Raw genomic sequence first — 21,371 nt, 5'->3', positions numbered from 1 at the left:
GGAGGCCTCGCGCGCGCGCGCGCCGCTTCTCGCGGGCGGGGGCTTGCGATAGGCTGTCATCGTGCGCGCCTGGCTGGCTTGCTTGTTCCTGCTCGCGCCGACCGTGGGGCTGGCGTCGAGTTGTGCCCTCGAAGGCTTCGAGAAATTCACGCCTCCGCCCGAGTCCGAGGAGCTCTGCGGCCACGCGTCGGTGCCGGGGCCTCCGGCGCCGACGCCCCCGAACGACGCGGCGCCCGAGGAAGAGTTCGTCGTGGCGCTGCGTGTCCTCCGGCTGAAGACGGACAAGGACGGCGCTGATCTCGGGCTCGATCTCGACAGGTTTTGCAGTTGCCAGGGCGAGGAGCGGTCGTGCATCCCGCCGGAGGGGCAGCCGGAGAAGTTGAGCTGCGACAAGGCGATGGGGCGGGACAACCAGATGCCCGCGCTCTTCAGCCTCGTCGAGCTCGCGCTCCAGGTGCAGGACCTGTCGGAGCGCTACAGCCTGTTCGCCGAGCTCGGGAGCTGGGGCATCATCTTCCACGTCAGCGGCTACAACGGCCAGCCGAACGACTCGAAGGTGCGCGTCGCCTGGTACGGGAGCGAAGGGACGGAGGCGCAGCCCGCGTGGGACGGGAGCGACGCCTGGCCGATCGCGACGAGCACGCTCGAAGACCCCGCCAACGTGAACACCCCGAAGTACTACGACAACGACGCGTACGTGACCGACGGGATGCTTGTCCTCTCGGCGCCGGTGGGTGGGATCGCGGTCGCCGGCGGCAACACGCGGCTGCACATCAACCTGTCCTCAGGCACGATCCAGGCGAAGATCCTGAAAGACAGTCTCGGGCGCTGGATCCTGCGCGACGGCCTCATCGCAGGGCGCATCCCGCAGGTCGAGCTCTTCCGGATGGTGCAGAGCTTCCGCGACGACACGGGCAAGCCGTTCTGCACCGACAACATCTTCTGGGGCGCGACGCAGGACGCGTTCTGCCGCGGGCTCGACGTGCAGACCGGCCCACCCGAGCCGAACAAAGCCTGCAACGCAGTCTCGTTCGCCGCAGGCTTCGACGCCGACCCCGCGGTGATCGGCGTGCCGAAAGCGCCAAACCCCGACTCGCCGGGCTGTCCAGCCGAGACCGATCCGATCGCGTCGTTCACGATGTTCGGCTGCCCGCCGCCGATGAACCCCTGATTCACTCCATCGCAGCGTCGCCCGCGTCGTTCCCGGAGGGCGTCGTCGTGCCCGTGTCCGCCGGCTTCGCGACGAACGCGCAGTCGGCGAGCTGCTCGGGCTTGCGCGCGATCACCACGCACGGCGTGATCGCGGCGGGATCCGCGGCGGCGACGAGCGGCTCGGCGGGGCAGTCGGCCATCGTCGCCGCGCCCGCGCGTGCGCAGGCGGCCACGGCGTGGACGGCCTCGACGCAGCGGGCCGTCGCATCGGCGCCGGGCTCCTGGCCGCTCTGGAGGCCGTGCAGGCATTGATCGCGGTAGAGGTCGATGCAGTGCATCGCCTCGGCCTCGGTGGCGCCGCAAGCCTGCGTGGCTTCGCACCGCGCCGATTCGATCTCCCGGCAGGCGTCGATCCCGACGGCATCCGTGCCGCAGGCGCTGGCCGCGCTGCCGACGAGGAGACCGAAGGCCGCGGCGAAGAGGTGGCGGAGTTCGGGGCGCACGCGCACGGCGGTCCGGTAGCACGGCTCTTGGCCATGCGTCGAGCTTTCGGCAAAGCTACGCGCCCTGATGCCGCCCCGAGGGAACGTCTCCCGTCCCGGGCGCGCGCGTGCCGGGTTCGACCATGACGACCGCGATGATCCTCTGCGCCGGCCTCGGCACGCGCCTTCGGCCGCTCACCGACGAGACGCCCAAGCCGCTCGTTTGGTTCGGCAACAAGCCGCTGCTCTTTCACATCTTCGATCGCCTCGCCGCCGCCAGCGTCGAGCGGGTCGTGCTGAACACGCACCACCTCGCAGAGCGCTTCGAGTCGCGGCTGTTCTTGAAGGCCCCGGTCAGGGTGACCCTCGTGCACGAGCCGAAGATCCTCGGCACCGCGGGGGGCGTCGCGGCGGCGGCCCCCGCGCTCGGGCCGGGGGACGTGCTCGTGTGGAATGGCGACATCCTCGCGACGTTCTCCGTCACGGCGCTCGAAGGGGCCCACGCGCGCGCGAAGGCCAAGGGCGCGATCGCCACGCTCGCGGTCGCGTTCCGGGATGACGAAGAGATGCGGGTCGGGGAGGGGACCGTCGGCCTCGGGGAGGATGGCTCGATCGTGCGGCTGCGCGGCGAGACGTTTGGTCGTGAGGTGCGAGGGGCGGATTTCATCGGCGTGCAGATGCTCGGCGAGGTGGCGCGCGCACGCCTGCCCAGCGAGGGCTGCCTCGTCGGCGACGTGTACTTGCCGGCGCTCCGCGCGGGCGAGCGGGTCGCGGCGAGCGCGATCGTGTCGCGCTTCTGTGACCTCGGCACGCCCCAGGCTTATTTCGAGGAGAGCATGCTCTGGCTCGCCGAGTTCGGATCGTGGCGCGGTGACGACGTGCACGTCGCTCCCGACGTCTCCCTCGAGAGCGTCATCCTCGGCGACGGCGTGACCGTGCGAGGGCAGGGCGAGCTCCGCAAGGTCGTGGCCTGTCCCGGCGCCGTCGTGGAAGCGCCGCTCGAGCGCGCGATCGTGCTCGGGAGCGGCACGATCGTACGGATCTGAACGAATCGCTCAGTCGGGGAACAACGTCTCCACGTGCAGCGCAGGCGCGCCGTCCTCGAGCACCCCGCCCAGGATCGCGAGCGTCCCGTTCGGCGCGGCCACCACCGCCGCGCCCGCGCGGGGCTCGCGGAGCGGTCGCTCTTCCACCGTCGGCCCGCTTCGATCGATCACGAACACCCGCACGAGCTTCGCCGCCGTCGCCTCGTGCCCGACCACGAGCATCCGCGAGCCGCCCAGCGAAAACCCCTGCGCCCGCGTGAGCCCGGCGGGCAACGCCGCGCCCGCCACCTCCTCGGTCGCGCAAGCCGACGTGCAGCTCGGGCTCCACGTCCGGACGTTCGCGGGTGCGCCCGCGCCGTCGAGCCCGCCGACGAGCGCCATCTTTCCATCCCCCGCCACCACCGCCGCCGCGCCTTCCGTCGCGTCGGCCGGCATGTCCCTCGGCGCGAACGCCGTCCCGCCCTCCGGCAGCACCTCGAACCCCGCCGCGCTCGTGTTTCCCCCGGCCACCACGAGCCCCACGCCCGGCGCCCACGCCGCCGCCGCGCCTCTCCGCGCCGCCGACAGCCGTAGCACCGAGAGCGCGCCCGCCGAGCTCACCACGAGCACGACGTCCGTCGCCGTCCCCGCCCGCGTCGCGCCCACCACGTAACTCGTGCCGGACGGCGACTCGACCACGAGCCCCCCGGCCACGTCGGCGAACGAGCCCGCGCTCGCCGGCCACGCCACCGCGTACGCCGAGCCGTCCGCGTCCACCGCGCTCGCCCCCGTCTCCCCGAGGAGCATCATCCCGCCCGGCCGCCCCACGATCGTCCGCGCCGAAAGCGGAAGCGCCGGCGTCACGGCCGGCCCCAAGCCGAGCAGATCGTAAAAATCGCCGAGCCGCACGTCCGCCGCACCGTCCGCGCTCGCCGCCGCGCTCCCGCCCGTCGTCACCAGGAACTGCTCGCCCAGCACCGCGGCCGGCGCGTCCACGTGCGCCCGCACGAGCCCCCCCGGCGGCCGCGCCCACTGCCCGACGCGCTGCACGAACACCGGGATGTCCGCGCTCGCGAACGCGCCGGGCACGATGCCCGTGAGCGAGCGGCCTCGCACGACGGTCGCCCCCTCGGCCGTGGTGCCCGTCACCTCGACGCCGAGTGGCTCGTCTTCGGGCACCTCGCCGAGGTCGAACGTGCCGCCGGGCGTCGTCTCCGCGGCGAACGTCGTCCCGCTCGCCGTCTTGGCTTCGATGCGGATCTTCGTCACGGCGGGCGTGGCCGAGAACGTGTCCGACTCGTGTCCCGTCACGATCTGCAGCGTCCGCTCGATCGGCTCCTCGCTGCATCCGCTCCCGAGGAGCGCCGCCGCCACGAGCCACCTAGCGCGTCGGTCCATTCGAGCGTTCACGCGGCGCGAGCGTAGCCCGAGCCCGGCGGCTTTTCATCTCGCCGCCGCGCCGCGCGGCCCCCGTGCTAGCAGGATCTCGCCGTGCTCGTCGGTCGACACCTCCCTCTCGCGCCCGATCCGATCGCCCTCGCCGAGCGCCTTCGCGGAGCCGCCGCGGACCGCCTCGCCCTGCTCCACGCGGCCGATCGCACCCCCGGCCCTTACGCTCGGTTCTCCTACGTCGCGTGTGATCCCGACCGCCAGTCGAGCGCCCTCGATCCGCTCGCCGACGATCCCGACTTTCCGGTCGGCGGCGCGACGGGCACGTTTCGATCCGTGCCCCGCTGGATCGGCGTGCTGCCGTACGAGGGGCACCGGCACCTCGAACGTCCCGGCTGGTCACCACGCGAGGGAGATCGGCGGCCGCGGGCGATGCTGGAACGGCCGTTGTGGCTCCGGTACCCGGCCGTGGTCGTGGTGGACCATGCCGAGGGCCGCGTGTTTGTGGTGGGCGTCACGCAGGACCACGTCGAGGCGCTCGCGCGTCGCCTGCTCGCGGCGCCTGCGCCTGCGCCTGCGGGGCGGGGGGCGTTTGCCGTCGAGGTCGCGGATGCGGAGCCGACGCGGCTTCACCTGGAGCGGATCCTCGCCGCCAAGGAGCTCATCGCCCGGGGGGAGCTGTACCAGGTCAACCTGGCGCGACGGCTGCTCGTGTCGCTCGTGCGGGGCGAGCCGCTCGATCTGCACCGCCGCTTGAGCGCCGCCGCGCCGTCCCCGTTCGCCGCGTGTCTGCACCTCGGTCGTGATCTCGCCGTGGTGTCTACGTCCCCCGAGCTGCTCCTCGAAGCCCGAACGAGGCAATCGACGGAAGGCGTGGAGTTTCCGCAGGATAGGATGCGACCCTTCGCGTCGGACGTGCGAGAGGGCCAAAAGCGGCCCGATCGGGGAGGGGAGCTACGACGGAACGCAGTTCTGAACTCGGTACCTTTCGGACGATTGTTCACGTGTCCCATCAAGGGCACGCGACCGCGTGGAAAGGACGCCCGCGAGGACGCGGCGCTCGTCCAGGAGCTCGACCAAGATCCCAAGGAAAACGCGGAGCTCACGATGATCGTGGACGTGGAACGTAACGACCTCGGGCGCGTCGCGGCCGTGGGATCGGTCCAGGTCCTCCACGGGCCCGGTGTGGTTACGCACAGAACCGTCCACCACCGCGAGGCCTTGCTCGGGGCGTGGACCCGGCCCGGCGCGACCCGGCACGACGTCCTCGCCGCCATGGTCCCGAGCGGCAGCGTCACCGGCGCGCCCAAGGTCCGCGCCATGGAGGTCATCGCCCGCCTCGAAAGCGCGCGCCGCGGCCTCTACACCGGCGGCTTCGGCCACGTCGCCCACGACGGCAGCGTCACCCTCGCCATGGCCATCCGCACCGTCGTGCTCCAGGGCCGTGAGGGCGAATACTTCACCGGCGGCGGCATCGTCGCCGACTCCGACCCCGCCCGTGAGCTCGAAGAGACCCGCTGGAAGGCCCTTCAACTCGAAAAAGCGGCAAATCGGGCCTTCGTGGGATCGTGATGTACACCGATGTAGGACCATGTGTTGACAGAAAGTTGGTGGTTCGAGCGGCCTCGGGGTACTAATCCGCCCGTACGATGGGCGTCGAAGAGCAAGTTCGGAATCTGGTGGTGGGTGCACTCACCGATCTGGCGGGGAGTGGAGTCCTGCCGTCGGAAGTCACGTCTGTAACGTTCTCGGTGGAGCGCCCGAAGCGCCCCGAGCACGGAGACCTGGCGACGAACGCGGCCCTCGCGGTCCAGAAGGCAGCCAAGAAGCCGCCTCGGGAGATCGCGACGCTGCTGGCCGAGCGCCTCGGCAAAGAGCCCGACATCCGCGCTGTGGAGATCGCCGGGCCGGGCTTTCTGAACCTGCGCCTCGCGCCGGCGATCTACCAGCGCGTGCTCGGCGACGTGACGGCCGCGGGGCCGGCCTTCGGGCGAGGACCCGCGGGGCTCGGCGAGCGGGTGCTCGTCGAGTTCGTCAGCGCCAACCCGACGGGCCCGCTGCTCATCTCGCACGGCCGAGGCGCGATCCTCGGCGACGCGGTGGCGACGCTCCTGGAGGCCACGGGGCACCGCGTCACGCGCGAGTACTACATCAACGACTTCGGCAACCAGATCCGGCTGCTCGCGGCGAGCGTGCTCGCCGTGGCGCTCGGCCGCGAGCCGCCCGAGGGCGGCTACGGCAAAAACGACTACCTCGAGGATCTCGTCGCCTGGCTGCAAAAGACGAGCCCCGAGCTGATTGCCGACGACAAGGTCGAAGAGCTCGCGCGCGTGTGCGTGTCGCGCATGCTCGACGGCGTGCCGGGCTCGAAGGCGCTGCCGGGCATCAAGAAGACGCTCGCGTCGCTGCGCATCCAGTTCGACGGCTGGTACTCCGAGGAGAGCCTGCACCGGTGGGGACGCGTGAACGCGGCGCTCGCGGAGCTCCAGACGCGCGGCTACCTCGAAGAGCGCGAAGGAGCGCTCTTCTTCAAGAGCACCGACGAGGGCGACGACAAGGACCGGGTCGTCAAGAAGCGCGACGGCTACTTCACGTACTTCGCGAGCGACATCGCGTACCACGCCGACAAGATCAACCGCGGCTACGACCGGCTCGTGAACGTGCTCGGCGCCGATCACCACGGCTACACGGCGCGGGTGCGCGGCGCGCTCGCGGCGCTCGGCTTGCCGAAGGAGCGCTTCGAGGTGGTGCTCTACCAGCTCGTGAACCTGCTGCGCGACGGCAAGCCCTACAAGATGGGCAAGCGGCTCGGCAACCTCGTCACGATCGAGGAGGTCGTCGACGAGATCGACGAGGCCGCGCGGAGGAAGGGCGCCGGCGCCGACGCGCTCCGTTACTTCTACCTCGCGCGGCGGAGCGACACGACGATCGATCTCGACATCGAGCTCGCCAAGAAGGCCTCGATGGACAACCCCGTCTTTTACCTGCAGTACGGCTACGCGCGCCTCTGCTCGATCCTGCGCCGCGCCCAGGAAAAGTTTGGGCTCCAAGTTCCGAGGCACACGCCCGCGCTCGCCGCGCGCCTGGAGCACCCGGACGAGCTCGCGATCCTCGGGCGCCTCGGGCGCTTCCCGGCCATCGTGGCGGAGGCCTCGGCGCTGCGCGAGCCGCACCGGATCCTGTTCTACCTGCAGGAGCTGTCGCAGGACTTCCAGAGCTACTTCACGCGGCTGAAGAAGGACGGCGACACGATCCTGCCGCTCGACGCGCAGATGGCGGAGGCGGGCTGGCAGGAGACGTGGGATCGCCCGAAGAGCGAGGCGCGGCTGCTCTGGATCGAGGCGATCCGCACGGTGTACGGCGCGGGGCTCAAGCTCGCGGGGATCACCGCGCTCGAGCGGATGCACAAGCTCGAAGGCGAGGCCGTCGCCGCGGAAGCAGAGCTGGGGTTTGGGGCGGAGGACGCCGAAGGCGATCCGCAGCCCCAAGCGTCGAAGAAGGAGGCCGAAGCGTCATGACCGTACGTTCGGACATCGGGGACGGCGGGGCGATCAAGAACCTGGAGGACATCCAGGAGGCCGATCCCGCGTCGCGACCGTCGCGCGCCTCGGCGCTCGTGCTCGCCTCGCTCGGCGGCGCGTGCATCATGTTCGCGGCCGTCGCGCTGCTCCGCGCGCCCGTGAAGGAGAAGCCGACGAACGTGGATCCGCTCGGCGATCTCGTGGCGAAGGCGCACCCCGCGGGCGTGAAGGTGGAGAAGAGGCCAGATCTCGCCGGCCACGAGATCACCTTCCCGGGGATGCTCTCGGACACGAAGAACACGACGGCGCTCGAAGCCGTGCGCTCGCCGCAGGCCGCAAAGCCGCCGCCGCCGGAAGGCGCTGCTGAGGCGGCGTTGCCGCTGCCGCCGCCGGAGACGGTCGCGGACCGGCTGCCGCCGTCGCCGCTGCCGGCGCAGCACATCCTGCAAGCACCGCCGGACTCGGCCGCGGGGCGCGACACGCTCACGCAGATGGCGAAGCACGTCGCGCGGGAAGACGGCGCCGAGGCCGCGGAGGCGGGCGGCCCGGGGCAATACCAGCTCCAGGTGAGCTCGTTCAAGACGCAGCAGGAGGGCGACAAGTTCGCGGCCGCGCTGCGTCGACGGGGCCACCGCGCCTACGTCGAGCCCGCGATGGTGAAGGGCCGCGGGCTCTGGTACCGCGTGCGCATCGGCCCCTTCAAGTACAAGCACTCGGCCACGATCTACCGGCAGGACTTCGAGGCGAAGGAGCGCTTGGTGACCTTCATCGTCGAGCCGCCGAAGAAGGACGCCGTCGCCAAGCTCGCGGACGAGAGCGCCGCGCCGTAAGCGGCTACCGCCCGATCCCCCAGATCTCGCCCGTCGCCCACGTCGCGTCGAGCAGCGACAGCGCCCCGTGCACGACCTCCGCGGGCGTGCCGAAGCGGCCGAGCGGCGAGCGGGCGGCGAGGCGGTGCAGGCGCTTCGGATCGGCGTCGGCCTCGGGGTCGGCGACGATGCCGATGGCGAGCAGGTTGACGCGCACCTGCGGCGCGAGCTCGACGGCGAGCGCGCGCAGGCCCGTCTGCAGCGCGCCCTTCGCGGTCAGGTACGCGACGTGGTTCGGGAAGGGCCGCGTGACGCCCGCGTCGACGAGCGCGACGACCGCGCCCTCGGTGCGCGTGAGCTCCTCGGAGAGCGCGTTCACGAGCAGGAGCGGCGCGACCGCGTGCACGGCGAGCGTGTTCTCGAGGTCCTCGCGCGAGAGCTTTTCGAGCGGCGTGTGCGGGAAGGGGCCGCAGGCGAGGATGATGCCGTCGAGGCGGCCGGTTTCGAGCACGCGGCTCGCGATGCGCTCGGGCGCCGCGGGATCCCGCAGGTCGGCGCAGATGGTGGTGGGGCGGCCCGTAGGTTCGCGCGTGAGCTCGTCAGCGAGGGCGCCGAGGCGCGGCTCGCTGCGGGCCGTGACGGCGACGTGATCGCCGCGCTGCACGAGGGCCTTCGCGATGGCGACGCCGAGCCTGCCGGTGGCGCCGACGACGAGGATACGCTTCGGATCGTGGGGGATCGTCATCCCTGCTCCTGGTCTCTGTCTCTGTCTCTGGGGGGGGATACCTGGACCTCGTTTGTGCGCGTGTCGTCCGCCACGGAGGCGGCGACGTGCAGCTCGCAGGAGAGCACGCCCTTCGTGCCGGCGATCTTGCCGGCGAGCGCGGAGAGGCTCTCCGCCGGGCCGCGCAGGACCATCGTGTCGAGGCAGCGCTCACGATCGATCCGCACGTGCTGGCTCGCGACGACGAGGTCGACGCTCGCGGGCTCGGGCTCGGCGAGGCGCAGGACCTCGGCGCGCACGTGGGGCTTGTAGACGACGGAGAGCGTGGCGACGACGGCGGCGCCGCGGTCCCAGGCGGCGCGCGTGAGATCGGCGCGGACGAGATCGCGGATGGCCTCCGAGCGGTTCTCGTAGCCGAGCGCCGCGATGCGCCGATCGAACTCGGTGAGCAGCGCGCGGTCCATGGCCACGCCGAAGCGGACGAGGTCGCTCATCGTTCGTACACCGTATCAGCTCATTGCTTCTTCCGGTCGAGGTGCCTGCGCGCGGCCTCCTGGATGGCCGCGGTGACGTTCTTGCTTTTGGCGAGCTGGCGGACGTCCGCGTCGCGGAGGAGCGGGATCAGGCGCGTCGACAGGGAGAGGGGCGTCTTCGGGTTCTCCACGAGGTTGCGCTTGATCGTGTAACTCTTCAGCCACTCGGCATTCGAACCGAGGATGCGCAGCACCTCCTCGGAGACGTTCCTGTTCTTCGTGATGAGGTTGACGTCGTCCTCCTGGAGCATGGGGCTCCGGGCGACGGCGCTCGCCACGAGGCGGTTCCGGTCGCGCACGAGCATGAGCCGCTCCTCCTTCGAGCCGAGCTGCGCGCGCCGCACCTTCTGGCTGATGCTCATCTCCGCGATGAGCTTGTAGAGCGGCTTGAACTTCGGCTTCACGGCCTCGGCGCCCTCGTCGCTCGCCTCGTGCGTGTCCTCGGGCGCGGGCGAGGCGAGCGTGTCGGCGAGCGCGGCGGTCTCGGCGAAGAGGACGTCGTCGGGCGTGGGCTCCTCCGCGGCCTCGGGGATGAGCTCGCCTTCGAGCGCCGCCGCGGCCTCGCGGAAGGCGGGGATCCCGGAGAGCTCGAGGCCACTCCGCCGCGCGAGGTCGACGATGCGATCGGCCGTGGACATGCGCGTCGCCCGGTTCATGTAGAGCAGCTCGATGAGCCGGGGGTGGGCGAGCAGGCGCGCCTCGTTCGTGGCCACGAGCTCGGTGACGGCCTCGGTCCCCGTGCGCGCGAGGTGCTCGATCGTCTCCAGATCGACGCGCGGCATCGTGACGAGCTTGTCGAGCACGTCGAGCTTGCCGTCCGAGGCCCTCGCGAGGGCGTCGATCACGGCCGGGTGGAGGTCGCTCGCGAGGGCGCCGGCGAGCAGGGGCGGGGGCAGGGCGGCGAGCGTCGCGCGCGCGGTCGTGGCGACGTCGGCGCGCTCGCTCTTCGCGAGGAGCACGACGACGGCGAGGGTGTCCGGCGGCTTCAGGCCCGGCGCGACGCCGCGCGCGGCGAGCTCTTGCAGCTTCGGCGGCGCGCTCGGGTCGACGAGCTTTTGGGCTGGGCCTGGCAGGGAGCTGATGTCGATGGGGGCAGCCATGGGGGACCTGTGCTCTTCCGGCCGGCTTGCCATTGCTGGAGACCGTGCTCGGCACTATTCTCACCGACGTCGCGGTCCGTCGCGGCGAAAAGTTCGGGCCATGGGAAGCGGGCCTGCCGAGAGCGGGTTTCGTGTGACGTGGCAAGGCGTCCGTCCCGCTTTCGTGCGGGCGGAGAGCAGGGAGCTCGACATGGGGATCATGGATTTCGTCAAGGGTGGCGTGCGCGAGATGATGATCGCGCGCCCCGATAGGTTCAAAAACCTCATCGTCTACAAGCACCCGGATCAGAACGTCCCGTTCTGGTCGCAGCTCACCGTCGACAGCGACGAGTGCGCGCTCTTCTTCAAGGACGGCAAGTACATGGGTTACCTGCCGCCGGGGCGTCACACGCTGCAGACGCAGAACATCCCGTTCCTGAACAACCTCATCAACAGCTTCACGGGCGGCGACGTCTTCATCGCGGAGATCTACTTCGTGAAGATGCAGCCGATCCGGAGCGTCCCGTTCGGCGGCCCGCTCGAGTCGATGGAGGATCCGATCCTCTATGAGTTCGTCACGCCGCGCATCTTCGGTGAGTTCTCGCTCGTCGTGACGGACCCGGTGCGGTTCGTCATCGGCTACCACGGCCAGGCGGCCGGCGCGCAGGACAACGACGTGATCCTGAACTGGATCAAGGGCCTGTTCTTCATGAGCGTGAAGACGGTCATCGGCACGATGTGTGCGCAGCAGGGCAAGAGCCTGCTCAACCTCGGCGGCATGAGCATGGAGATCGCGGGGCGCATCCAGCAGAGCGCGCCGAACCTCGACGAGATCGGGGTCAAGATCCTGCAGATCGGCAACTTCAACATCAACTTCGCGGCCGACGATCAGAAGCGCCTCACGGAGGCGAACAAGGCGCGGGCCGAGGCGCGGCGCGGCGTCGGGATCGCGGCGGACACGGCGCGGGCGAACCAGTTCCAGCTCGATCAGAAGTTCCAGCAGGACGCGCGCAACGCGCAGTACCTCGGGACCAACCCGGGTTGGAACAACTACGCGGCGGGGCAGGCGATGATGGGCGCCGGCGAGGGCATGGCCAAGGGCGGCGGGAACACGGGCGTCGCGCAGCTCGGCGCGCAGGCCGCGATCGGCATGGGCATGGCGCAGATGATGCACCCGCAGAACTTCCAGCAGCCGCAGTATGCCCAGCAGCCGCAGCCCCCGCAGCAGCAGGCGGCGGGCGGGACGCAGAGCGTGGAGGCGCGGCTCCAGAAGCTCGCTGCGCTCAAGCAGCAGGGCCTGATCAGCGACGAGGACTTCAACGCGCGCAAGGCGAAGATCCTCGAAGAGATCTGAGCGGCCGAGCGGCCTCGGCGAAGGGCACGGGCGCCTCGCGGGATCCGCGGGGGCCCGTGCTTCGTCCTTCGTTTTCGAGGCGTGACGGCGTTTCGAGAAGGTTGCCCGACCCACGGGCGGATTGATACCTTGGGGCTCGGGGGCGGGTCGGCGGGGGCCGTCGGTTTGTCCCCGCGCGGAAGACCATTTTGAGGACGCGGCCTGCCGGTTCCTCGGTTAGAGTTGTTCAGTGGCGCGAACCATCCGTATAGGGAATGACGCTCCGGCGCCTTCGCCCGCCCCTCCTCGCGAGTCGAACGGAGCCGCCGTGGACGCATCGCTCGTCGCCGACGGGAAGCAAAAGCGGGCGCGCGCCCGGCGTTGCCCCGCGTGCGACAAGTGCTTCTCCGGCGAGGTGCGCTTCTGCCCGTTCGACGGCGACGCGCTCATCGACGCGCCGGACTGGAACCCGAACGCCGATCCGCTGATCGGCCAGATCATCGACGCGCGGTACGAGGTCGTGTCGGTGCTCGGCGAGGGCGGCACGGGCTCGGTGTACGAGGTCCGGCACACGACCCTCGGGCGCAGGTTCGCGCTCAAGGTGCTGCGCGCCGACATCGCGCGGGACGCGCAGATCGTCACGCGGTTCATCCAGGAAGCGAAGGCGGCCGCGGCGATCGGGCACCCGAACATCGTCGCCGTGAGCGACTTCGGCGAGGTGCAGCCGGACAAGAGCGCGCCGCTCACCTCGAAGGTCCCGTACTTCGTGATGGAGCTGCTCACGGGCAGCTCGCTCGCGAGCGTGCTGCGCAGCGAGCGGATCCTGCCGGCGGATCGCACGGCGGCGATCGGGCTCCAGTGCGCGCTCGGCCTCGCGTCGGCGCACGAGGCGGGCGTCATCCACCGCGATCTCAAGCCGGACAACGTCTTCCTCGTGCGCAGCGGCGATCGCGAGTTCGTCAAGCTGCTCGATTTCGGCCTCGCGAAGATCGCGGGCACGAGCCGCGTCACGCGCCAGGGCATCATCTTCGGCACGCCGCACTACATGAGCCCCGAGCAAGCGATGGGGCAGCCGGTCGATCACCGGACGGACATCTACGCGCTCGGCGTGATCATGTACGAGTGCCTGACCGGCCGCGTGCCCTTCGAGGCCGATAGCTTCAAGGGCGTGCTCGATCAGCACATCCACGGCGCGGCCGTGCCCGTCGAGCAACGTGTCCCCGATCCCACGCAGATCGGGCCGCTCGGTGACATCATCAACCGCTGCCTCGCGAAAAACCCGGCCGAGCGGTTCGCCACGATGGCGGAGCTCGCGGCGGCGCTCGAAGAGGCGATGGGCCTCATCCCGCAGAGCGGCGACCTCATGTTCGGCGAGGAAGGCCAGGCCATCGGCCCGCCGCGTGTAGAAAAACGCGAGCCGCCCGCCGCGTCGGCCGCGCGTGGGCCGCTCGTCGTGGTGCTCGCCGCGGCCACGGTGATCGCGCTCGGCGTGGTCGCGTATCTCGCGATCCAGCCGCCGCTCCACCCGCCGACGACGGGAGCGACGGCGACGGCCCCCACGGCGCCGACCGCGCCGACGGCCACGGTGCCGGCGACGCCGACCACACCGGCCGTGGTCGCGACGCCAGCGCCGACGCCGACGGTGACGACGCCGGCCGTGGTCGCGACGGAGGAGCCGACGGCGCCGACGCAGACCACGCAGGTCGCGCCGCCTCCGCTCGGCACGCAGACGGCCGTGGTGCGTCCGTTTGGCACGACGACCGGCGGAACGTTGAAGAGCACAGGATCGCCGCCCACCGCGACCGCGCCTGCGACCACGCCAACGGCGCCGCCCACCACGACGACGAAAAAGAAGTCGGGCGGCGGTGGAGACGTCGTCGATCCGTGGGGCTAGCGGGTCCTGCCGGCGTTCTCGATCACGTGCGAAGGACGGGCCTTTGCTGGCGGGAACGCCCGACTTGACACCCGACGCGCGCGCTCGCCATCCTTCCTGGGCGGAAAACCCTCGTGGCAAAACAACAGCTCCTCCTGGTCGACGCTGACGCCCGCAGCCTGCGGGTGCTCGAAGTAAGCCTCAAAAAGGCCGGTTTCAGCGTCACGACGGCGCAAGACGGAGCGGATGCCCTCTCGAAGATCGAGCTCTCGCCGCCGGACCTGATCCTCACCGACACGCGCTTGCCGAACATGGACGGCTACGCGCTCGTGCGGCGGCTCAAGGAGAACCGCGATTGGGCGTCGATCCCCGTCGTTTTCCTCACGAGCCAGAAATCGATCGAGGACAAGATCCGGGGCCTCGAGCTTGGCGTCGAGGACTACCTGACGAAGCCGATCTTCGTCCGCGAGCTCATCGCGCGCGTGAACCTGCTCATCGCGCGGCGCACGCGCGAGGGCATCGCCACGAAGCAGCAGAACCAGACCGGCGGCCGTACGCGTTTTGCGGGGCTGGTCTCGGACATGGGCGTGGTCGACTTGCTGCAGACCTTCGAGGTCAGCCGCAAGAGCGGCATCGTGCACATCCGTTACGAGCGGCACGACGCGCACATCTACTTTCGCGAAGGCAAGGTCGTCGACGCGACGCTCGGGCGGCTCATGGGAGAGGAGGCGGTCTACCGCGCGCTCCTCTGGAACGAAGGGTCGTTCGAGGTCGAGTTCTGCAAGGTCGACAATGTCGACGTGATCGGCGCCTCGACGCAGGGCCTCCTGATGGAAGGCATGCGGCGCGTCGACGAGTGGGGGCGCCTGCTCGAAGCGCTGCCGTCGCTCACGACGGTGTTCGAGGTGAACGCCGAGGAGCTCGTCGATCGGTTGAACGAGATCCCCGACGAGCTGAACGGGATCCTTCGGTTGTTCGATGGTCGTCGGGATCTGATGGCCGTCGTCGATGCGTCGCCGTTCGAGGATCTCTCGACGCTGTCGACCATTTCGAAACTCTACTTCGAGGGGTTGCTCGTTCCGCGCATGGAACCCTCGGAGCCGCCGGCGCCGCTGGAAGACGCGGTCGTGGGCGAGCACGGGCACGACGAGGCGGCGCCGCAGACGGCGATGGCGCGTTCGTTGCTCGGCGCGACGTCGTCACAACGCGCGGTCGTTCCGGGCGAGCCGATCGCGCCGATGCCGGGAGATCTGCTCTTCGAGGATCCGGTCGTGCCGGCCGCGTCGTCGATGTTGCTCTCGTCGGCGGCGCCGGTGAGCTCGCGGGGGCGAGGCGCGTGGGGCGGCGTGACGAGCCCGATTCGATCGATCGGGATCTCGCCTGCGCCCGAGAGTCGGCTGAATCCGCCGCGCGGACCGGAGACGATCCGGCAAGGGACGCCCGGCGCGACCGCGGGCACGCGATCGGCCGAAGAAGAGCGGCCGCCGCAGACGCGTCGTGCAGGTGGGAAGGGAGCGCTCGGCGTGCCGGATCGGCTCGCCGCGGACGAAGGCGAGGAGACCGCGCCGCCGACGACGGCGTCGGGTCGAGCGCCGGGCGCACCGCCGCCCGCCGCGTCGTCACCGGAGCCGGCGGCGACCGATGCCGCCGCGGAGCCCACGCCGGAAGAAGCGCCGGAGCCGCTGAAGGCAGCCGAGACGACGCAACGCACCGAGCGTGAAGCCGTGGCGCTGCCGGAGCCCGAGGCCCCGACGGAGGAGACGGCGTCGGAGGCGGCCGCGGCGCCGGCGGAAGCGGAAGCGGCGGAGCAGGAAGAGGCGCCGGCCGAGGCCGCGGAGGCGACGCAAGAAGAGGCGCCGGCCGCGGAGGAAGCAGCGGCCGCGGAGGAAGCAACGGACGCGGCGGAAGAAGCGCCGGCGGAGGCGAACGCGAGCGACGAGGGCGCGGCGTTCCCCGCGGAGGAGCCGGACGCGGAAGCAGCGGGCGAGCCGCTGGAGGACGCGGCCAGCGCGGAGATGGCGCGCATCAGCGAGCCGCCGCCGTCGAGTGACGTGCTCCCGCTCGGTCCGTCGCCCGAGCAACGCGCGCGTCAGGCGCGCATGATGAAGATCGTCGGCGGGGTGCTCGCCGTGCTCGCCGCGCTCGTGCTGATCGGCGTGGTGAAGCAGCAGTTGTCCGGACGAACCGAGACGAAGGGCACGACCCCGGCGCCGCTGCCGACGCAGGCCGCGCCCGCGCCGACGCCGACGCCCACGCAGAACGTGGTCGCGCCTGCGGCCACGACCCAAGCGCCTGCACCTGAGCCGACGCCGACGACCACGCCGACGACGGAGCCCACAGCCGTGCCGACGGCCGAGCCCATGGCGGCCCCGTCGTCCGCGCCGACCTCGCAGCCGACGTCCACGGGCAAGCCCGCGGGCGGCGGTGATGCGCCTGCGGCCGCGCCCACGCCGGCCGACGACTCGGGCCCGCTGCCGGTGCGGATCCAGAAGGCGATGGAGTCCGGCAACATGGGCAAGGCGCGGCAACTCGCGAAGCAGTACACGCAGCAGTCGCCGGGCAGCGCGGAGGCTTGGTACCTGCTCGGCGCGGCGGGCGGCGGCGCGTCTGCGTTCCGCAAGTGTGCCGAGATCGCCGGCCCCGAGTCGGCGCGCGGCGCCGAGTGCCGCGCGCTCGCCGGCATGTGATCACGCGCCGTTCTTCGGAGCGCGGTCGATCCGCGGGTCGAGGAGCGGCGCGAGCAGATCGACGAGCAAGGTCGAGAGCACGACGGCCGTCGACGCGACGAGCACCGTCGCGACGATGACGGGCCCGTCGCGGTTCAAGAGCGACTCGACGGCCATCTGCCCCATGCCGGGCCATCGGAAGAGCCGCTCGGTGACGACGGCGCCGCCCACGAGCGCGCCGAGATCGAGCGCGGCGAGCGTCGTGATCGGGACGAGCGTCGTGCGCAAGCCGTGCACGACGAGGGCACGCGCGCGCGATGCGCCCTTGGCGATCGCGGTGCGCACGTGGTCTTCGGTGAGCGCGGTGCCGAGCTCGGCGCGGACGAGCCGCGCGTAGAGAGCGCTCCCGTAGATGCCGAGCGTGAGGGCCGGCAGCACGAGCGAAAGGAGATGCTCACCGGGGGTTTTTCCGGGTCCGTCGTAGGGGAGGACGCCGAGGCGATGCGCGAGCAGGTACTGGAGCGCGAGCCCCGTGAGGAACGTCGGCGCGCTGATGCCGAGGAGCGAGAGGCCTGTGCCGAGCTCGTCCCAGCGGCTGCCGCGGCGCGCGGCCGTGCTGATGCCGAGGCCGAGGCCGAGGGTGAGCTGCACGAAGAGCGCGGCGAGCGCGAGTTCTAGGGAGTTCGGGAGCTTCGTGGCCACGAGGTCCACGACGGGCCGCCGGTAATGAAAGCTGTGCCCGAGGTCGACGTGCACCGGCCCGATCGCCGCGCAGCTCCGGTGCTCGGGCTCCTTTCGCGCTTCGGCGGTGGGGCCCGCGCCGGTGTGCACGAGCCTTCGCATGAAGCGCAGGTACTGCACGCGGAGCGGGCCTCCATGTCCGTAGAGCTCGCGCGCGCGCGCGACGTCGGCGGCCGAGGCCTGCGGGCCGACGAGCATCCGCACCGGATCGCCCGGGAGCACGTGCACGAGGACGAACGACACCATCGTCACGCCGTAGACGACGACGATCGCCCAGCCGACGCGCCGCGCCATCCGCGCGAGGCTCATCGCCACGAAGCACCTCGTCGCGCGCCGAACGGGAGCAAGAGCGACGCAGGGCCGAGCGACGCGCTCGTTTGTGTCTCGGCGAGGGCGATCGTGTCGATCCACGTGTCGCGGAAGCGCTGCGGGACGACCGGGTGCGGCGTGTAGCCGCGGACGTAGGGCTGCCAGATCTCGAAGACGCGCGGCGAATACGTCGGCGCCCACGGGGCCTCGTCGCGGACGATCTCCTCGGCGCGCAAGAAGAGGCGTCGACGCGCCTCGGGATCCCGCTCGCTCGATGCGGCGTCGAGCACGCGGTCGAGCTCCTCGTGCGCGAAGAAGGCGTAGTTCTGTGAGTGGTCTTCGCTGATCGCGCGCGACGAGAGCGTGGGCTCGAAGAAGTTCCCGGGGTCGGGGAAGTCGGCCTTCCAGCCGGCCCAGCCCATCGGCGTCGTGCGCCTGCGCGAGGCCTCCGCGAGGTACGTCGCGTAACTCGTGAGCCGCAGCCGGATGCGTAGACCGATTCGCGCGAGCTGCTGCGCGAAGATCTCGGCCGCTTGTTGTTCGAAGGTGTCCGCGGGGGCGAGGTAGTCGATGGGATGCGGGTAGCCGCCGCGGCCCGTCGCCGGATCAAAGGCGTAGCCGGCGCGCCTCATTTCTTCGAGCGCCGCGGCGAGGTCGTGGCGGCGCATGTGCGGGATGCCTTCGGCGCCCGGGATGCCTTCGGGCAGCACGCGTGAGGTCTCGCGCGCTTCGCCGCGGACCTTTTCGAGCACGCTCGGATCGATCGCGAGCGCCACCGCGCGGCGCACGGCGCGCACGTCGAAGGGCGGGAGCTCGGTGTTCATGAAGATCGCGTTCGTCGCGCGGGAAGGCGAGAACGCGTGCTGCCCCGACCAGGCGGGGCTCGCGCGGTAGAGGGCGGCGTCCTGGCTGCCGAGGTCACGCGTGGCGTCGAGCGCGCCGCGTTCGAACTTGTACCGTTGCGAGGTGGGGCGCTCGCTCGTGTGCCACTCGATCGCGTCGAGGTAGGGTTTGCCGGGTACGAAGTAGGCCCCGTGCCGCGCGAGCCGGATCGGCCCCTCGGGCTCCCACGACGCGACGCGAAAAGGGCCGGCGCCGCAAGGCGTCGGCGGGCGAGCGGCATCCACGGTCGTGCCGGACGACGGGCAGACGGGCGCGGCGAAGGCGAGCGTGAGGAGCGGGAGGAACGTCGGATCGGGGCGCTCGAGCGTGATCTCCACGGTGAGATCCCCTGTGGCGCGAACGCCTTCGAGGTGCGGCGTTTTTCCCGCGTGAAAGGCGGAAAAACCCTGGATGGACGCGTAGTGGCTCGCGGCCGGGCAGGGCGTGCGCGGGTGGAGCGTGCGTTCGAGGGAGCGCGCGACGTCGGCGGCGCGGAGGAGCGCCCCGTCGTGGAAGACGACGCCGTCGCGGAGGAAAAACGTGTACGTGCGGCCGTCGGCCGAGACCTGGAGGTCACGCGCGAGCTCGGGGACGATGCGGCCGTCTTCGGCGAAGGTCACGAGGCGCGCGAAGACGAGGTCGGAGAGCGACGTCGCGGCCTCGTCGTAGGCGAGCGCGGGATCGAGCGTACGCACGTTGACGAAGGTCGCGACGCGGAGCGTGCCCCCGCGCATGGGCGAGCGATCGGGCGGGTGCGCGGCGATGGGCGGCGCGACGGGCGCGGGGCGGAGGACGGCGATGAGGAGGAGCGCGGCCGCGACGAGCAGGAGATCGGCTTGCAAGCGTGCCTTCGGGGGAGTTTGTCCCGCCGGAGCGTCCAACGCGTCGCGTAGTCCCTCGCCGACACGACCGAACGCGAGCACGGAGAGGAGGATGGCGATCGCGGGGGCGGCGACGAGGCCGAGGCGCGTGCCGACGAAGGGCTCGGCCTCATGCAGCATGCGGCCCCACGTGGCTTCGGGCGGCGGTACGCCGAGCGAGAGGTACCCGAGGACGGCCTCGGCGAGCATCATCTGCCCGATGCTCGTGGTGGCGAGCACGGCGATGGCGCTCGCGGCGTTCGGCAGGACGTGGCGTAAGACGATACGCACATGCCCGGCGCCGAGCGCGCGCGCGGCCGTGACGAACGAGAGGGAGCGGATCTGCATCGTCTTCGCGCGGAGCACGCGCGCGAAGCCGCCCCAGCCCGAGAGGCCGAGCACGCAGAGCACGGTGAGCGTGTCGGAGCGACCGACGAACGCGCCGATCGCCGTGACGGTGAGCAGGAAGGGGAGCGCGAGCAGGATGTCGACGAGCCGCATGAGCGCGACGTCGATCGCCCGGGCGCGCGTCTCGGCGGCATACCCGGCCGTCACGCCGACGACGGTGCCGACGAGCGTGGCGATCAGCGTGGCGAGGGTCGCGATGCCGAGCGAGAGCCGCCCGCCGTGGGCGAGGCGCGCGAGCACGTCGCGGTAGAGGGCGTCGGTGCCGAGGAGGTGCGCGCGTGAGGGGCCGGGGGGCGCGCCGAGCGCGTCGCGCGCGAGGGAGAAGTCGCTCGTGTTGGGATCGTGCGCGAGGAGGAGGGGGCCGAGGAACGAAAAACCGACGAGGCCGACCACGAGGAAAATCCCCGTACGTTGCGCGGGGTTTTTGACGAAGGTCCGCGCGGCCTCGCGGACGTTCACCGTTTGCCCTCCAAGAATTGCGCGGCGAGATCGGCGAACTCGCGCGGGCGTTCCTCGTGCGGGGCGTGCGCGGCGTCGAGGATCGCGAGCTTGGCCTGGGGCAACTCGCGGGCGAGGCGTTGCGCGGAGGCGGCGGGGAAGATGCGATCGTCGCGGCCCCACACGACGAGCGTGGGCGTCGTGATGCGCGTGATGCGCGCGATGATCGGCCGCGTGTCGAGGATGCTGCGCAGCACCGCGTACGCGCTTTCGCGCGCGGAGGGGCCGTTGAAGAAGTCGTAGTGCTGATCGATGCGCTCGTGCGGCAGCGCCGCGCCGGGGCGGAAGAACTCGTCGCGGAAGTAGGCGCGGAACGTCCTGCGCCCGTAGAGCTGCTTGAAGATCGCGCCGCCGATCACGGGCAGGAGCGGCAAGCGGCCGCGGAGGCTCAGCGGGAACGGGTAACAGAGCGCGTCTTCCACGACGAGGCGCGTCACGAGCTCGGGGTGCTCGGCCGCGAGCGTGAGCGCGACGGCCGCGCCCATCGCGTGGCCGATGACGGACGCGCGGCCGACGCCGAAGGCCGCGATGAGATCGGCCATCGACTCGGCGAAGGCCTCGATCCCGTACGGATACCGCGTCGGGCTCGGCTTCTCGCTCTCGCCGAAGCCGGGCAGATCGGGCGCGATGACGTGAAAGCGCGGGGCGAGCGCGTCGATGACCTCGTCGAACGAGCGGTGGCTCGTGAGGAAGCCGTGCACGAGCAAGAGCGCGGGCCCCGAGCCCGCTTCGAGGACACGCATGCGGACGCCGCGGGCGTTGACGTCCCGCAAGACCCGCGCGGGGGGGTCGGGGTTCTTGTCGGCCATGGGAGGAGGCAAGCCTATCAGTCGTGCGGAAAGGGGCAGGCTGTGTAGGGAAATGCACCAATTGACGGTCGAGGGGGGGATCCTCAGATGCACAAAACCGTCAAGAAAAAATGATCTCAGGGCGGACCAGAAATGTCCTAGCGCGTTTCGGAAAATGCGGAACACGCCGGCTCTTCGCGCATCCGGAAATAATCACGTGTCGTTAGATTGACTGTATTCTACTCAGTGGAATACATTCACTCGCGTCGTTGGGAGCTGCCCCGATCGGGGCGGAGGGG

At 71.0% G+C, this 21,371-nt stretch carries 16 protein-coding genes; 8 read left to right on the top strand and 8 right to left on the bottom strand.

All coding sequences use genetic code 11. The features are described from left to right. Nucleotides 1-61 precede the first annotated feature (61 nt). Complete coding sequence (locus tag QHF89_RS37330) at nt 62-1,171, top strand: hypothetical protein (RefSeq protein ID WP_136972855.1); 1,110 nt, start codon at nt 62-64, stop codon at nt 1,169-1,171. Nucleotide 1,172: 1 nt separating this feature from the next. On the opposite strand, the gene QHF89_RS37325 is transcribed toward QHF89_RS37330, so the two are convergent. After that, nucleotides 1,173-1,661 carry a hypothetical protein gene (locus tag QHF89_RS37325; protein ID WP_136972856.1) on the bottom strand — a complete coding sequence of 163 codons (489 nt, stop codon included), beginning with the start codon at nt 1,659-1,661 and terminating at the stop codon, nt 1,173-1,175. A gap of 116 nt (nt 1,662-1,777) precedes the next feature. On the opposite strand from QHF89_RS37325, the gene QHF89_RS37320 reads away from it, so the two are divergent. Next, a complete protein-coding gene (locus QHF89_RS37320) occupies nt 1,778-2,680 on the top strand; it encodes a nucleotidyltransferase family protein (RefSeq protein ID WP_136972857.1) in 903 nt (300 codons plus the stop codon). A gap of 9 nt (nt 2,681-2,689) precedes the next feature. Here QHF89_RS37320 and QHF89_RS37315 read toward each other — a convergent pair whose 3' ends face one another. After that, entirely contained in the window at nt 2,690-4,057 is a 1,368-nt protein-coding gene (locus QHF89_RS37315) for a hypothetical protein (protein WP_136972858.1), read from the bottom strand. A 93-nt stretch (nt 4,058-4,150) separates the two neighbouring features. On the opposite strand from QHF89_RS37315, the gene QHF89_RS37310 reads away from it, so the two are divergent. The 3 genes from QHF89_RS37310 to QHF89_RS37300 all read left to right on the top strand — a co-directional run bounded on the left by QHF89_RS37310 (nt 4,151) and on the right by QHF89_RS37300 (nt 8,399). Beyond that, the gene (locus tag QHF89_RS37310) at nt 4,151-5,620 is read left to right on the top strand and encodes a chorismate-binding protein (RefSeq protein WP_136972859.1); all 1,470 of its coding nucleotides are present in this window, start codon (nt 4,151-4,153) and stop codon (nt 5,618-5,620) included. 77 nt (nt 5,621-5,697) lie between these two features. Further along, a complete protein-coding gene (argS, locus tag QHF89_RS37305) occupies nt 5,698-7,566 on the top strand; it encodes an arginine--tRNA ligase (RefSeq protein WP_136972860.1) in 1,869 nt (622 codons plus the stop codon). Then, nucleotides 7,563-8,399: an SPOR domain-containing protein gene (locus QHF89_RS37300; RefSeq protein ID WP_136972861.1), complete on the top strand. Its 837-nt coding sequence runs from the start codon at nt 7,563-7,565 to the stop codon at nt 8,397-8,399. The genes argS and QHF89_RS37300 overlap by 4 nt, the downstream gene beginning before the upstream one ends. A gap of 4 nt (nt 8,400-8,403) precedes the next feature. Here the strand turns inward: QHF89_RS37300 and QHF89_RS37295 are convergent, their stop codons facing one another. Genes QHF89_RS37295 through QHF89_RS37285 form a run of 3 tightly spaced genes read right to left on the bottom strand, consistent with a single transcriptional unit; the run spans nt 8,404 to nt 10,735 of the window. Further along, on the bottom strand, nt 8,404-9,123 hold the full coding sequence (locus QHF89_RS37295) for an SDR family oxidoreductase (protein WP_136972862.1): 720 nt from the start codon (nt 9,121-9,123) through the stop codon (nt 8,404-8,406). Further along, the gene (gene nikR, locus QHF89_RS37290; RefSeq protein ID WP_136972863.1) at nt 9,120-9,596 is read right to left on the bottom strand and encodes a nickel-responsive transcriptional regulator NikR; all 477 of its coding nucleotides are present in this window, start codon (nt 9,594-9,596) and stop codon (nt 9,120-9,122) included. Before nikR ends, QHF89_RS37295 begins: the two co-directional genes overlap by 4 nt. 20 nt (nt 9,597-9,616) lie before the next feature. Beyond that, nucleotides 9,617-10,735 carry a hypothetical protein gene (locus QHF89_RS37285; RefSeq protein WP_136972864.1) on the bottom strand — a complete coding sequence of 373 codons (1,119 nt, stop codon included), beginning with the start codon at nt 10,733-10,735 and terminating at the stop codon, nt 9,617-9,619. Between the two features lie 100 nt (nt 10,736-10,835). Between QHF89_RS37285 and QHF89_RS37280 the strand changes: the two genes are divergently transcribed. The 3 genes from QHF89_RS37280 to QHF89_RS37270 all read left to right on the top strand — a co-directional run bounded on the left by QHF89_RS37280 (nt 10,836) and on the right by QHF89_RS37270 (nt 16,607). Continuing rightward, complete coding sequence (locus tag QHF89_RS37280; protein ID WP_284721424.1) at nt 10,836-12,068, top strand: SPFH domain-containing protein; 1,233 nt, start codon at nt 10,836-10,838, stop codon at nt 12,066-12,068. Nucleotides 12,069-12,375: 307 nt separating this feature from the next. Next, complete coding sequence (locus QHF89_RS37275; protein ID WP_284721423.1) at nt 12,376-13,941, top strand: serine/threonine-protein kinase; 1,566 nt, start codon at nt 12,376-12,378, stop codon at nt 13,939-13,941. Nucleotides 13,942-14,054: 113 nt separating this feature from the next. Further along, nucleotides 14,055-16,607, top strand: coding sequence for a response regulator (locus QHF89_RS37270; RefSeq protein WP_136972866.1), 2,553 nt, complete (start codon nt 14,055-14,057; stop codon nt 16,605-16,607). Here QHF89_RS37270 and QHF89_RS37265 read toward each other — a convergent pair whose 3' ends face one another. The 3 genes from QHF89_RS37265 to QHF89_RS37255 are packed head-to-tail and all read right to left on the bottom strand — an operon-like array spanning nt 16,608 to nt 21,093. Next, on the bottom strand, nt 16,608-17,636 hold the full coding sequence (locus QHF89_RS37265; protein WP_136972872.1) for an ABC transporter permease: 1,029 nt from the start codon (nt 17,634-17,636) through the stop codon (nt 16,608-16,610). Next, nucleotides 17,633-20,245, bottom strand: a complete 2,613-nt coding sequence (locus QHF89_RS37260) for an ABC transporter substrate-binding protein (RefSeq protein WP_284721422.1) — start codon at nt 20,243-20,245, stop codon at nt 17,633-17,635. The genes QHF89_RS37265 and QHF89_RS37260 overlap by 4 nt, the downstream gene beginning before the upstream one ends. Further along, nucleotides 20,242-21,093, bottom strand: coding sequence for an alpha/beta fold hydrolase (locus tag QHF89_RS37255; RefSeq protein WP_136972867.1), 852 nt, complete (start codon nt 21,091-21,093; stop codon nt 20,242-20,244). Before QHF89_RS37255 ends, QHF89_RS37260 begins: the two co-directional genes overlap by 4 nt. Nucleotides 21,094-21,371 lie beyond the last annotated feature (278 nt).

The sequence above is a fragment of the Polyangium sorediatum genome (assembly GCF_029946465.1).
Classification (GTDB): domain Bacteria; phylum Myxococcota_A; class Polyangia; order Polyangiales; family Polyangiaceae; genus Polyangium; species Polyangium fumosum.
This window is presented reverse-complemented; position numbering and strand designations above follow the sequence as displayed.